The sequence below is a fragment of the Myroides sp. LJL116 genome (genome assembly GCF_054871685.1).
This window is the reverse complement of record NZ_JBTXLR010000003.1, coordinates 63,075-76,925: the sequence shown is the minus strand read 5'-3', so window position 1 is coordinate 76,925 and position 13,851 is coordinate 63,075. Positions and strand designations below refer to the sequence as shown.

At 32.1% G+C, this 13,851-nt stretch carries 11 protein-coding genes; 2 read left to right on the top strand and 9 right to left on the bottom strand.

From position 1 onward, the window contains the following. Window positions 1-7: 7 nt before the first annotated feature. From ACYSNM_RS03745 to ACYSNM_RS03735, 3 genes are all read right to left on the bottom strand, one after another. The gene (locus ACYSNM_RS03745; protein ID WP_461755676.1) at window positions 8-1,249 is read right to left on the bottom strand and encodes an OmpA family protein; all 1,242 of its coding nucleotides are present in this window, start codon (window positions 1,247-1,249) and stop codon (window positions 8-10) included. Between the two features lie 525 nt (window positions 1,250-1,774). Then, window positions 1,775-2,065, bottom strand: a complete 291-nt coding sequence (locus ACYSNM_RS03740; RefSeq protein ID WP_461754787.1) for a DUF3817 domain-containing protein — start codon at window positions 2,063-2,065, stop codon at window positions 1,775-1,777. 111 nt (window positions 2,066-2,176) lie between these two features. Further along, the gene (locus tag ACYSNM_RS03735) at window positions 2,177-2,542 is read right to left on the bottom strand and encodes a hypothetical protein (RefSeq protein WP_461755675.1); all 366 of its coding nucleotides are present in this window, start codon (window positions 2,540-2,542) and stop codon (window positions 2,177-2,179) included. Between the two features lie 754 nt (window positions 2,543-3,296). On the opposite strand from ACYSNM_RS03735, the gene ACYSNM_RS03730 reads away from it, so the two are divergent. Continuing rightward, the gene (locus ACYSNM_RS03730; protein ID WP_461755674.1) at window positions 3,297-4,169 is read left to right on the top strand and encodes an EamA/RhaT family transporter; all 873 of its coding nucleotides are present in this window, start codon (window positions 3,297-3,299) and stop codon (window positions 4,167-4,169) included. Between the two features lie 648 nt (window positions 4,170-4,817). Here ACYSNM_RS03730 and ACYSNM_RS03725 read toward each other — a convergent pair. From ACYSNM_RS03725 to ACYSNM_RS03715, 3 genes are read right to left on the bottom strand one after another with little or no spacing between them, the layout of a single operon-like run. Next, window positions 4,818-6,071, bottom strand: coding sequence for a hypothetical protein (locus tag ACYSNM_RS03725; RefSeq protein ID WP_461755673.1), 1,254 nt, complete (start codon window positions 6,069-6,071; stop codon window positions 4,818-4,820). A gap of 12 nt (window positions 6,072-6,083) precedes the next feature. Continuing rightward, a complete protein-coding gene (locus ACYSNM_RS03720; protein WP_461755672.1) occupies window positions 6,084-7,172 on the bottom strand; it encodes a DUF695 domain-containing protein in 1,089 nt (362 codons plus the stop codon). Window positions 7,173-7,201: 29 nt separating this feature from the next. After that, window positions 7,202-8,065, bottom strand: a complete 864-nt coding sequence (locus ACYSNM_RS03715) for a hypothetical protein (RefSeq protein ID WP_461755671.1) — start codon at window positions 8,063-8,065, stop codon at window positions 7,202-7,204. Between the two features lie 289 nt (window positions 8,066-8,354). On the opposite strand from ACYSNM_RS03715, the gene ACYSNM_RS03710 reads away from it, so the two are divergent. Beyond that, window positions 8,355-9,458 (top strand): hypothetical protein, encoded by a 1,104-nt coding sequence (locus ACYSNM_RS03710; protein WP_461755670.1) that lies wholly within the window; start codon window positions 8,355-8,357, stop codon window positions 9,456-9,458. Window positions 9,459-9,523: 65 nt separating this feature from the next. Here the strand turns inward: ACYSNM_RS03710 and acs are convergent, their stop codons facing one another. The 3 genes from acs to mnmA form a co-directional block, all read right to left on the bottom strand. Beyond that, window positions 9,524-11,431 (bottom strand): acetate--CoA ligase, encoded by a 1,908-nt coding sequence (acs, locus tag ACYSNM_RS03705; protein WP_461755669.1) that lies wholly within the window; start codon window positions 11,429-11,431, stop codon window positions 9,524-9,526. A 134-nt stretch (window positions 11,432-11,565) separates the two neighbouring features. Further along, window positions 11,566-12,504, bottom strand: coding sequence for an NAD(P)H-dependent flavin oxidoreductase (locus tag ACYSNM_RS03700; protein WP_461755668.1), 939 nt, complete (start codon window positions 12,502-12,504; stop codon window positions 11,566-11,568). A gap of 17 nt (window positions 12,505-12,521) precedes the next feature. Further along, complete coding sequence (gene mnmA, locus ACYSNM_RS03695; protein WP_461755667.1) at window positions 12,522-13,733, bottom strand: tRNA 2-thiouridine(34) synthase MnmA; 1,212 nt, start codon at window positions 13,731-13,733, stop codon at window positions 12,522-12,524. Window positions 13,734-13,851: the final 118 nt, after the last annotated feature.

Here is a 13,851-nt window from a genome sequence, read left to right as displayed (position 1 = left end):
ATTATAATTAGTTGATTGTGAAAACAACTTTTCTTGCAATCTTACGAGCTTGCGCTGAATTTTTGTTTACATCATTATCAATTCCTTTACCAACAGCAGAAACTCTTGATGCATCAACTCCAGAGTTGATTAACATTTGCTTAACTGCGTTAGCACGTTGAGTTGATAATTTATCATTGTAAGAAGCGTTTCCGATAGCGTCAGCATATCCTAAAACTTCAACTTTCGCTGATGGGTTGTTTTTAAGGTAAGTAACGATAAAGTTGATTCCTTCTACTGTGCTTGGCTCAGTTTTGTTGAAATCAAAGTAAGCAGCAACGTATCCTTTGTTGATTAATTCTTTAATCATCTGAGCGTCATCTCCTTGAACACTGTTTCCAATGTTTCCGTATTTATCTTCTACGAATCTTTCGATGTTGTCAGCAATACCATTGTTGTTTAAGTCAATGTTACGTCCTCTAGAGTCAACTAAAGCACCAGCTGGTGTGTTAGGCTCTAAATCTAAGTAATCAGCAACTCCATCTCCGTCAGTATCAACTAACATAGTTTCGATGTTTGAAACTCTTTGGTTTAATGCATTGATTTCTTCGTTTTCTTTAGCAGCGTCACTGTACCAGTCTGCATGTTGAGCATGTTTACCTAAGTAAATAGATACCCCAACAGACGCGTTGAACATTGTTCCTTGGAAAGTAGATCTGTGAGTTTGAGACATCCCATCAAAATTCATATTTTGTTGAAGATTTTGAATCACAGTAAAGTCAGCGTTTAAAGCTACTCTGCTAGCAACTTTAATTTGACCTGTTAACCCAGCCATTAAATGACCCATGTTATCGTTTCCGCTGAAGTTATTTCCGTGTAACCAAGAGTATCCCCCCCCTGCGTGTGCTTGAACGTTGATTGTTTGCGTCCAGTTCTCAAAGTTTAAGATACGTCCTAAGTTTACAACCCCTTCTAAACTTGTTCTGTAGTACTCTGTGTGTGCGTTTGTTGAATTATTAGTCCATTTTTTTAAGTTGTCATAACCAAAAGATGCTTTAACACCAAATTTGTTATTTAAACTATAACGAACTCCACCATCTAAGTGTAAGTTTTTGAAAGTTTCTGCAGAAGTTCCTCCAGAAATCGCTCTTGCTGGTTTTGCAAAACCACCGTTGAAGTCAAGTGACCATCTATTGTAGTTTTTTTCTTGAGCCACTGCAGACCCAACAACTAACAAAGATGCCAATAAAGGTAATGTTAATTTTTTCATAGTTGTAATTTTAATTTCCACTAACTGATAATTAATATTGTTTTTTACTAATCGCTTTATAAAGGCAAATATAATGTAAAGTTTTTAAAAATCTCTAATATTGAAACAAATTATATAAAAAACTCCCTAAAAATTTTATTATTTAATCTCATAACTCTCGTAAATAACATAGATATTAATACAATATTGAGTAAAAACATGATTTTAATAAATAATTCTTATCTAATTTAGTAAATTTTAATTAAAAGAAAAAATTAAACTTATGTTATTTTTCTAACTTTATTTAGCCCGTATATACTAAAAACGTGTTATTTAAGTCATTTTTGGAAGTTAAATAATGCGTTTCTAGTTAGAATAATTCTAAAAAAGCCTTGAAAACGCCTATTTTTCGCATACGTTACCTTAATTAAAGGGAATATTTTTCAATATATTATAAAGGATAAATTATAAAAGGGGAGTGGTTAACATTTTTTTTACCAGGTATATAAAACAAAAAAGTCTTTCTAAACAGAAAGACTTTTAATATTATTTTAAATCAGGATGATTCTTAAGTAATTTTGCCTCCATTACAAAAGTTGCAAATGGTAGAAGGGAAGCTATAAGTACTAAAACGTAGGTTTTAAAGCTCCAACGTTCTGAAGGTTTAAGTACAGTTGCCAACACTACATATAGAATAAACAAAATTCCGTGAGCCCAACCAACATATTTAACGGTAAGTGGAGAGTCTAAAAAGTATTTCAGAGGCATTCCTACAAATAGTAATAATAACAGGGAGATACCTTCTAAAGTAGCTATTAGTTTAAAAAATTTAATCATTTTGAGTTTATTTATTTTTGCGCTAAAATACTACAATAATGTAGGATACAAAAAAAAGGAGAGTCGTTTTATGAAAATGACTCTCCTTTTTTTATATACTTAAACAGACTACTAAAAAGCTTGTAATTTGCTATTATAATCTCTTAAATCTGCTAGATTATGCTTATTATTAATATCCTTGAAAAGAGATATTAAGTACTGTAAGCTTTCAAGATCAGTTGAAGTAATCTCTTCTTGGATAACTTCTTCTGATTCTTCAATAGGTTCGTCCGTAGGAATAGCGATTAAAAATGCATTGTTATTCTCTATGTGCTCGTAAGTTAGTCTAATTGCTTTTACTAGAACTGGTTTTTCTTCTAAAAGAGCGAACTCTCTTAATTTTTTTAGATTAGCAACAATGTTGTCTACAACAAGACCATCAGAAATTAAATCCGATTGGATCTGTTTAATAAGTTTTAATGCGTTAGCGTTTTCCACGGTATAAATCTTTTAATACAAAATTATTTATGCAAAAGTAAACTTTTTCTTATTATATAGAGTCTAAAAAGATACTTTTTTAATAAATATTTATTTTTTAAACTTTAAATAGAGTTTTTGATAGCATATTTAGAAGAATTGGTAAAGGAAATGATAATAGATATCTATAAAAGGAAGCGTTTTTACATCTTTAGTAGATGTTATATCAATGTGATACGGGAAATTAAAAATATACCAATAAAAAACTATACAGAGTTTAACTGTTCAAGTAATAAATGCAAAGCTTTAGATCTAAATCTTAAATAAAAGAAATAAAGGCATAGTAGTTTTAAAAAAGTCTAAGTTTAATTCAAGCATGGAAAAAAATTACTTACAAAGGTTTAGACTATTTAATTTAAAAAAGTATTAGATATAACAAAAACATCTATTAAATGATAACTGATCCTAAATATGTAGAAACTGCCAAATACTATAACTTTAAATTTAATTTATGTACAAAAGTATTATAATGTATATTATGTAAAATAGAGTTTTTAAATACACACCTATTGGTGTGTTTTTGTCTTTTAAGCACAGATTTCAGATCTAAATCTCAAAATCTCTGTTTTCTGTAATTTTCATATTTGGGTTTCTTTTATTTATTTCTTTAAATACGCTAAGCTTATATGGTATATAATTGATATAAAAATCTTCATTATTATTATATACTTGTATATAGATAAAAAATTTACCTTTGGGACAATTATAAAATATTATGCTGTATCTATTACTAAGTATTCTTGGAAGCGTTTTTGTAGGAGTTTTATTTAAATTCAGTAAACAACAAAATACCAATATCTTTTATATGGTATTGATCAACTATATAATAACAAGCGCACTTTCTTATTTTATATTTAAAGTCGATATTTCCCATATGCCACAGGATTTCCCTTTTATAACCACGCTACTTTTAGGATTACTATTACCTAGTATATTTATAGTACAATACTACTCTATTGTACATGCTGGTATTATTAGAACGGATGTTGCCCAAAGAATGTCTTTGTTTATACCTATTATAGCTGCTATATTTCTATTTAAAGAAGATATTAGTCCTGGCAAATATGCCACTCTAGCATTAGGGCTAATAGCAGTTTATTTAATCTTGAGTAAAAGCAGTGGCCAAAGTGCTCTAAAGGACACAAAACAAGCGATTTACTTTCCAGTAATTGTTTTCGTTGGCTTTGGAGTAATAGATATACTTTTTAAGCAATTAGCTCTGTATTCTAGTATACCTTATACAAGTAGCTTATTTTTTGTATTTGGATTCTCTCTTTTTATAACTCTATTGTATTACGCCTGTATGGTAGTAATTGGGAAGAAAGATTTATTTTTTATAAATAAACCAACTATGGCCTATGGACTAGTATTAGGAGGATTGAATTTTATAAATATTCTGTTCTATATGAAGGCACATCAAGAATTCGCCTCTAATCCTACAACAGTCTTTGCAGGAATGAACTTCGGTGTGATTCTTTTAGGAACTTTAATTGGGTATTTTTTCTTTAAAGAAAAACTGAGCTGGAAAAATGTTGTCGGTATCCTTATCGCTATGGTAGCAATTAGCTTGATTCTTTTTGTTTTTTAATAAGTAAAACCTGGCTCAAAGCACTTTTGGAGTCCTTCTACCCCCTCTCCCACCGTTTTTTAGCGTTATATATTTTACATAATATACATTATAATCTTAACAAATCAGCACTACTTTCGTGTAGATTTTGAAAATAAATCAATAATTAGATGGTTTGTCAGTCTTATTAATTATTAAAATTCAATTTATATGTCTTTTTTAGTTAGATTTCACAACTATTTCTTTAGATAAAACTATTATAATCAAATAGATATGATTTATAATTAAAAAATTTGAAAAACAATACTTTCATTACATTAAATATTGACTTAATTTAAATTATAGAATTCAAGTTGACATTCTTAGTATTTAGTTTATAACTAATAACTGCTTAAGTCATATAAACCCTTATAAACAGCATCCAATTATGACTAAGATCTACACTGTTATAACTAATTTTATATTAAAGCCTTACTTATTAATCTGCTACAAGCATTAATATTTGTCCGTATTATATATTACTAGGTTTTCTTAGGGCGTTAATACCTTGTTATCCTGAAGTTTGCTAAAATATTTACACAAAACTAAGCTCTAGGATATGGATTTTAAGGTTTACCTAAATGTAAAACAGCTTTTAGAGCAAAGCACCCTAAAAGCTGTAAAATTATATTACCAATAAAATATTGGGTCTTCTTCATTTTGTAAAATAAATAAGCGGAAATCCTCATATATGTCTGCGTTTCCAATAGCATGAGCATCTCTTACTTTTTTATTCAAAGTTAATTTGTGGACTATACCAGAATAAGTAGCAACATATAACTGGTTTTTATCTACAGATAAGCTCATTCCTGAAATGGTAGAACCTAAGAAGTGCTTCCATAAATGTTTTCCATTAGTGTCTATTGCTCTAATATAACCATAAGCATCCCCTAAAATGTAGTAGTTATTTAATGCCACCCCTTGGTAAACACGCATTTCCTGATCTAATACAATACATTTATCCGTTTGCTCATATGGATCTAAATCTAGTCCAGGTAAATCTTCTGTATTTACTCCAACGGTTTCTCCATTATAAAAATGACAGGAATTGGTAATTAATTGAGTATTATCTGCGCTAAACAAACAAAAATGAGGGTAAGAACTAAGTGGACCTATATCCCCAACTTTGCTATATCCATTATGGGTATCTAAAACTAAGAAGTTACTATCTTGGCTAGCAACCACCACATATGAATTATCTAGAGAAAGGCACGCATTCTCCATGTCAATTAGTAGGGGCTCATCCTCAGTATCTCCTAAAGTTAATAAATTTTGTTTTTGCTTGTCAAGAACATAAATTCCAGAATTACTAGCTATAAGTACTCTAAGACCATCATTAAAAGGAATTACTTTACTAATACCTATATCGTGTAGTTCTCCTAATTCAAAACGATGAATAACATCTCCATCAAAAGCCTTTTTAGTAAGAATATAGTCGTTATAAACGATAGCGAAAATGTCATTTTGAAGTGACTTTCCAAAACTCTTAATTTCTGGGTCTAAGGCAACAACTTTAGTACCAGTTGCAAGATATGCTTGTCTTTCTTGATGAGCAGTACCTTGCATAAAAGCAATTACATCAAAATCAACAGCTATTATATCCCCTATATAACATCCTTTGTCTTTTAAATAAGGTTCTAATGCATGAGTTGAAGGAGCAAATTCTTCCCTAAACTTTTCAACTGTATTTTCCTTATTGGCTTTTTTTAGTAATTCTACAACATCGAAAGCTAAATCAAACCTAGTTTCTAGAGGTTCTTCTAGGTCCTTATCAGAGAGATTTTCCCAACCTAGCCTATCCCCTTTTTCTACAAAAGCATTTATCTTGTTTGCATATTCTTTTCCTTGTTGATCCCACTTTTCTTGGAGTGTTTCCTTATTCATAGTTTTATATTTTTAATTATCATCGTTGGTTTGAAACTGATTTAAGCTTTGCCAATATTTATCTTTAAAGATATAGTAGCTTACAGTGAAGCGATCTTGGTAATTAGGTATCCATTTATCTAAAAAACGCGAAACTTCCCTAAATTCTTTACATGGTAAAAAAATACTACAACTTCCGTCCGAAACTTTGCGTGCGGCATTTAAATACCCTTCATGGTCTTTTAAGTTTAAGGCCAAAGAATCCTCCATATCATAAATAAGCTGATAGTCTTCTTTATTAGGTAGACCATTTTCAATAGGATCAAAGTCTATCACTACTTCCACCATCCAAGGGTGAGAAGCCTTTGCATCCCAAGAAAGTAAAGTTTTATTTACTACCGCTAAGATTACAGCTCCTTCTGGATTTGTTCCCTGTAAAGAAGAGTACATATCTTTATCTGTATTGTAGCGGGTACCTTGGTATTTCTCTACAAATTCACTTTCTCTATATTGTAAATATCCCTTTAGTTTATCCATCGGAATTAATTCGTGATCTGCTTGATCAAAACTACATACTTGTAAATTATCAATAAGAGAAACGCTCTTTAATTCCCCTAAATAATTATCTATAAATAAACTTACTCCATTTAGTATGTTATCATGATCTTCCTCTTTAAAATCCGAATATGCCACTACAATACTTACGTAATCAGGGAAATCCGGATAAATTGGTGAAAAGAAAGCCATCTTTTCCGCCTCAAAGACATACCCATGAATATCAATACCTAAATCATTCACATCAATCTCCGGTTTTAAAGCGGTAAAGCGCCAATTCTCTAATTCAGGAGCAGCTTTAATTAAATCCTCAATAAAAGTTATATTATTTACATATCCATCGGCTGTTAATATAAGTTCGGCTTGCTTTTCACTGTACATTCCTGTGAAATAGAAGATATCCTGTCTTAACTCAGCTAATTTTTCTGCTAATTGAGATAGAAACTCCTCTTCTATTTTATCTCTGTCTTTAGAGTTTACAATCTGCCAGAAATTATTTTGATTTTCAAGGAACCAATCCCAAAACTGTTTTGAATCTGATTCTGCCTTTGAATTTTGCTCTTTCATACTAGTTTTTTATATTTTAAAGATTGTCATTAACAATCATTTGTTACACGTATTTCTCCAACTAATTTTATGGTATAATCCTCTTTAACCTTTTGGCTTAAAAAAAGTAAGTAATTATCACTTTCATAAAAGTCTGTAGCATTGATTAGAAGATCTAAGCCCTTGTCTTGATTAATATCGCCAGCCCATATTACATAAGGAAGAATTGACTCTATTTGCTGAGCTTGAAAAAGGACAACTGTTTCTTTATTAGGTAAAATAAGCGTTAAGCTATAATCCGTAATATTATTATTTAACCATGTCATTGGATCTTGGTTTTCAATAAACTCACTCGGGTATTGTTCCCCCTGATAGTCCATTACAACTCCACTAGCCTCTAGTATATATTGCCCTTGGCTTGTCTCTATACTATATCTTTGTCCTGGCAACAAAGAAATACTCTGTGCGAGAGTAGTAGGCTCTAAGGATCTTTGAGCAAAGTCAGTAAAAAAAACTGCGCTTTGTTTTGTCTTAGACCCAATAAGTAGAGCATCCTCCCCTACGCAATCATCAAAGGTATAGGTTAAGGTGAAATCAGCTTTTGTAGTAAACCATTTCCCACTAACACTATCTCTGGAAAGTTCATACCAATTATCTGTGTCTAATCCCTGTGGGTATCCTTGACTCTCCTTTCTATAATAGGTTGGTATTAATAATTTAACCTGTTCTACTACTTCATTAGGACTTTGTTGTATGGAATTGTTTTCTAAAGCAGAAGTCTCTTCTACCCTAGCAACTGTATCATTAACCTGAATTATTTCAGTTTTATCCGATTTGCTAGCATTACTTTGGCAGCCTATAACACATACTATACAAAATAAAACTAGTAGTGTAACCCTCTTGATTTTTACCATGAGCTCAATATTATGACAATTATTATTCTATGTGAAGACTCCATTTTACATCCATAAGCGAAATCTTGATAGGGCAATATTATACTATTTTTTAGTTTTTTAGAATTATTAAAACCTAAAACCAGACCTAAAGGACTAAAAATACCTGAAAACAACTAGGTCTTTACCCACTTTAAGAACTTAAATTTACCTTAACTTAGCTAAAGTTACTTTATAAAGTTATAAATAATAAAAGAAAACAGGAGTTGTTTTTTACTAGAAAAACATAATTTTTACAAACACTTTAAAAATGAAAGATCTAAAAGTAATTATAGCTTTATTTTTTATTACAACATCTGCCTTGGCTCAAGTACAAAAAAGCCAAAAGTGGACTATATTCTACAACCAGGACTCCACCAAAGTTGGCTATAAAGGTGCAAATGGAACTATAGAAGTAGAACCTATAGAAACTATTATAGCTCCGCCCTATTATTTTGATAATATTATTGCCGTAATACAACTTGAGCAAGATAAAATTAAAAGCTATTACCTAAGTAAATCAGGTAAAGAGATAGCTAGAGATAGTCTCTATTATTTTGATAATCAACCAGATTGTGAAAGGGAAGGATTTATACGTTTTAAAGATCCTATATCTCAGAAAGTAGGACTAATTAATGCCTTAGGTCAAGTAGTTATTCCAGCCCAATATGATGAGCTATCTAAGGTGAATAACCATTTATTAGTTGGATTATTAAATGCAAAAAGAGTTGTCTATAATAAAGAAAACTCTACAGGTGATTCCCACTTTTATTTCAAAGGAGGTAAAAGAGTATTAATAGACACCACTAACACTATTTTAATTGAGAATTTTGATAGTCAAAACAAGCTTAATCTTTTTACTCTACAAATAAGTGATTCCCCAACACAGCAAAGTAATCGAATAAGTTTTGAGGCTAAGGATAATAGCTATTATAGTTTTATAGATGATCAAAAGGACTTCTCTATTTGGCTTAAAGAGGATTTACTAAAAAATCTGAACAAACAAAAACTGCTTAGTTCTAGTTTTGATTCTATTGTTTGGCAATCTAATAAGGGCTGGAAAACAACTGATAAACAAGAATTTATAGATAATAACTATCAGGCGATTAAAGAATGCCTGCTCCAACTCACTAATGAGAAAAACACCTATGCTATTTATAGAGATGGTTTGAATCCCTATCTTTTTGATCCAAATACCTATAGAGAGTACTTTGATAATTGTCAAGACTCAAAACAAGATGAGTTCCCTACTTTTAGTCTAGTTATTAATATGGAGGAGAATTCTAAACTAACCCAAAATTTCTTTGAATTTCTTTTAACTAAAGAAGGATATAAATTAATAACAGTCACCATTAGAAATAGGCAGCTATTATAGTTTATAAACATTAAAAGTACTACATAAAAAGACCGCCAAAGTATGAGCTGGCGGTCTTTTCTTTTTTAAATTTTATTTTCTACAATTGTTTCAATCACCTCTGGGTTAATTAAAGTAGATACATCTCCAAATTCTTTTTGTTCGCCTTGAGCAATGGAACGCAATATTCTACGCATAATCTTTCCACTTCTAGTTTTTGGCAAACTATCCACAAACTGAATCTTATCTAACTTAGCAATTGGCCCGATGTGGCTGGAAATCATATTGTTGATTTCTTTTTTAAGGTTTTCCCTATCTCTATATTCTCCTTCTAATTTTAAAGTAATAAAACCATAAAGCGCATTCCCTTTGACATCATGAGGATAACCAACAACAGCAGATTCTGCTACAGCTGGGTGCTCATTGATAGCATCTTCAATTGGAGCACTTCCTAAGTTATGTCCTGATACAATAACTACATCATCTGCTCTTCCTGTAATACGGTAATACCCCACTTCATCTCTTAATGCACCATCTCCTGTAAAATACATTCCTGGAAATTGAGAGAAATAAGTATCCTGATAACGCTTATGATCTCCCCAAATGGTTCTTGCCATGGATGGCCATGGAAATTTAACGCATAATGATCCATCTACTTGGTTATCACTAATTTCATTTCTTTTTTCATCCATTAAAACCGTTTGTATACCAGGTAATGGCAAAGTAGCATAGGTTGGTTTAGTTGGAGTTAGAAAAGCTAAAGGGGAAATTAAGATACTTCCCGTTTCAGTTTGCCACCATGTATCTACAATAGGACATCTTTTCTTTCCAACATGATCATTATACCAGTGCCAAGCTTCTTCGTTAATTGGTTCACCAACAGATCCTATTACGCGTAGTGAAGATAAATCATGACTATTTACATAACTATAATCCTCTGTCATTAAAGAGCGTATAGCAGTTGGAGCAGTATAAAATTGGGTTACTTTATATTTATCAATTACATCCCAAAAGCGGCTTGGGGATGGATAGGTTGGTACACCTTCAAACATAATAGTAGTTCCTCCATTTAATAAAGGACCATATAGAATGTAGGAGTGCCCAGTAATCCAACCGCAATCTGCAGTACACCAAAACACGTCGTTTTCTTTGTGATCAAATACATTTTTAAATGAATAGGCGGTTTGTACCATGTATCCAGCTGTAGTATGTACCATTCCCTTTGGAGTTCCTGTAGATCCTGAGGTGTACAAGATAAATAAAGGATCCTCTGAATCCATAACCGTAGCTACATTATTATCAGAGGCCTTTTCTAAAAGTTCCTCTAGCCATAAGTCTCTACCAGGTTTCATCTCTACAGGACTGTTAGTGCGTTTTACAACTAACACCTTATCTACTTCAGGGCAAGATTCTAAAGCTTGGTCTACAATTGTTTTTAAATCAATTTGCTTACTTCCTCTAAAGCTACCATCACTTGTAATAACCACCTTAGCTCCACAATCATTCACTCTTTTGGCAATTGCCGAAGAAGAGAAACCTGCAAATATTACACTATGCACTGCTCCAATCCTAGCACATGCAAGCATACTAACAGCTAGTTCAGGAATCATTGGTAAATAAATACAAACCCTATCCCCTTTTTTTACGCCCAAATCTTTTAAGACGTTAGCCATTTTACATACTCTTTGATATAGATCTTGGTAAGTAATAATTTGCTCTGGTTCACTAGGATTATTCGGTTCGAAGATAATGGCAGGTTTGTCGCCTTTTTTAGAAAGATGTCTATCTATACAATTCTTTACAATATTTAATTTTCCATTTACAAACCATTTAAAATGGGACTCATCAGTATCAAAGGAAAAGGTCTTATCCCAACCTTGGTACCAGACGAAGTTTTCCTGGGCAATTTTATCCCAGAACTTCCTTGGTTCACGAACGGATTTCTTATAATGTTTAAAGTACTGTTCTAGATTTTCAATTTTATAATAACTCATAATTTAAAAACACTTTTTGGTTGATTGGTTAATGTTGGTCCTTAAATATAACATAAAGCCTATAAAATACAAAAGGAGATACTGCTTTTTATGTAAAAAAACAGTATCTCCTTTATATTTATCTAACTTTAAACTTATAAAGTCACTATTAATTGCTTTGCTTGCTCGAACTCAGTAACAATTTCGTTGATAATATTCTCCACAGAATCTACCTTATCGATCATAGAAGAAATTTGTCCTACTTCTAATTCACCTTGCTGTAAATCTCCTTCAAACATTCCTCTTTTTGCTCTAGCTCTCCCTAAGTAGTCTTTTAATTTCTCTACGTCTGGACCGTTTTGGTAAATTTCCTGCAGGCCTTGGTAGAATTCATTTTTAATAAGACGCACTGGAGCTAACTCTTTTAAGCTAAGTGCTGTATCTCCTTCTTGAAGTGTAGTTACTAGGTTTTTAAAATCAGCGTGAGCAGAACTTTCCAAAGAAGCCACAAAACGCGTACCCATTTGAACTCCCTGAGCTCCTAATACCATTGCAGCTAACATCGTTTTTCCTGTTCCAATACCTCCAGCTGCTATAACTGGAATATCTACTGTTTTACAAACATTAGGAATAAGAGTAAGTGTGGTAGTTTCCTCACGCCCGTTATGTCCACCTGCTTCAAAACCTTCTGCAACTACTGCATCTACACCAGCTTCTTGTGCTTTCAAAGCAAATTTAGCCGAGCTAACTACGTGAACTACGGTAATACCATGATTCTTTAAAATCTTAGTCCATGTTTTAGGATTCCCTGCAGAGGTAAACACTATTTTAACACCTTCGGAGATTACTATATCCATAATTTGCTCCAAATTTGGATAAAGCATTGGAATATTTACTCCAAAAGGTTTATCGGTTGCTTGTTTACATTTTCTAATATGTTCTAATAGAACATCTGGGTACATAGACCCTGCTCCAATTAGTCCAAGACCACCTGCGTTACTTACTGCACTTGCTAATTTGTATCCACTATTCCAAATCATCCCACCTTGGATAATTGGGTGTTGAATACCAAAGAGTTCACAAATTTTATTCATATTTTATTTTTGGTTGTTTATACTTTGGAAATCACTCCTGAGCCAATTAATTGCTCATCGATATGCCAAGATACAAACTGACCTTCGGTAATTGCAGATTGAGGTTGCTCAAATTCTACATACATCCCGCTTTCTACTTTATGTAGAGTAGCTTTTTGTAAAGCTTGACGATATCTAATTCTTGCTAATATAGACATTGTTTGCCCCGCTTCCAAAGCTAAATCTTCTCTAATCCAATGAATTTCGGATTCTTTTACAAATAATACACTATGAAATAGTCCAGGGTGTTGATTTCCTTGACCAGTATAGATAATATTTTCCTTAACATCTGTTGCAATAACAAATAAAGGTTCTACAGTCCCTCCAACATTTAAACCTTTTCTTTGTCCTGTTGTAAAGAAATGGGCTCCATAATGATCCCCTACTTTTTTACCCATAGATGGTTCATAAACAAAAGCTTTAGCTCTTAGATGTAACTGCTCTTCTAAACTAAGGTTTTCAAAATCCTTATTTTGTTCAAAAACATTTGCGTTTTTAGGAATCTCATAAATAAAACCATCTTTAGGTTTTAACTGTTGTTGCAAGAATTCTGGCAATCTAACTTTACCAATGAAACATAACCCTTGAGAGTCTTTTTTATCTGCTGTTATAAGATCCATTTGTGCAGCAATTTCTCTTACCTCTGGCTTTAAAAGCTCCCCTACTGGAAATAAGGCTTTACTTAATTGCTCTTGAGATAATTGACATAAGAAATAAGACTGATCTTTATTTGGATCTACCCCCGCTAGCAACTTATACACCGTTTGCTCGTTACCATCTGCATCAATAATTGTTTCTGCCTCTTTTCTGCAATAATGTCCAGTTGCTACATAATCCGCTCCTAAACTCAATGCTATTTTCATAAATACATCAAATTTAATTTCGCGGTTACAAAGCACATCAGGATTAGGAGTACGACCATTTTCGTATTCCTTAAACATATAATCTACAATCTTATCTTTATACTGTTCACTTAAGTCAACAGTTTGAAATGGTATACCTAATTTTTCGGCTACAATTAAAGCATCATTGCTATCTTCTAACCATGGACATTCATTAGAAATGGTCACAGAATCGTCGTGCCAATTTTTCATGAATAACCCAATAACTTCATATCCTTGTTCTTTCAGTAAGTAAGCGGCTACACTTGAGTCTACACCACCTGAAAGACCTACTACTACTCTTTTCATAAATATTTTTATCTATAAAATAAGCTGCAAAAATACGCAATTAAAAAAACAATACATACTGTTTTGATAAAGCTTTAACCAAGAAGAATACTCACTTGTTTTATTCCTATGACTACCA

What these genes read in the sequence shown, in the direction of transcription:
- ACYSNM_RS03745 (WP_461755676.1), bottom strand. Translation starts at nt 1,249, where the DNA reads ATGAAAAAATTAACATTACCTTTATTGGCATCTTTGTTAGTTGTTGGG.
- ACYSNM_RS03740 (WP_461754787.1), bottom strand. Translation starts at nt 2,065, where the DNA reads ATGATTAAATTTTTTAAACTAATAGCTACTTTAGAAGGTATCTCCCTG.
- ACYSNM_RS03730 (WP_461755674.1), top strand. Translation starts at nt 3,297, where the DNA reads ATGCTGTATCTATTACTAAGTATTCTTGGAAGCGTTTTTGTAGGAGTT.
- ACYSNM_RS03725 (WP_461755673.1), bottom strand. Translation starts at nt 6,071, where the DNA reads ATGAATAAGGAAACACTCCAAGAAAAGTGGGATCAACAAGGAAAAGAA.
- ACYSNM_RS03720 (WP_461755672.1), bottom strand. Translation starts at nt 7,172, where the DNA reads ATGAAAGAGCAAAATTCAAAGGCAGAATCAGATTCAAAACAGTTTTGG.
- ACYSNM_RS03715 (WP_461755671.1), bottom strand. Translation starts at nt 8,065, where the DNA reads ATGGTAAAAATCAAGAGGGTTACACTACTAGTTTTATTTTGTATAGTA.
- ACYSNM_RS03710 (WP_461755670.1), top strand. Translation starts at nt 8,355, where the DNA reads ATGAAAGATCTAAAAGTAATTATAGCTTTATTTTTTATTACAACATCT.
- acs (WP_461755669.1), bottom strand. Translation starts at nt 11,431, where the DNA reads ATGAGTTATTATAAAATTGAAAATCTAGAACAGTACTTTAAACATTAT.
- ACYSNM_RS03700 (WP_461755668.1), bottom strand. Translation starts at nt 12,504, where the DNA reads ATGAATAAAATTTGTGAACTCTTTGGTATTCAACACCCAATTATCCAA.
- mnmA (WP_461755667.1), bottom strand. Translation starts at nt 13,733, where the DNA reads ATGAAAAGAGTAGTAGTAGGTCTTTCAGGTGGTGTAGACTCAAGTGTA.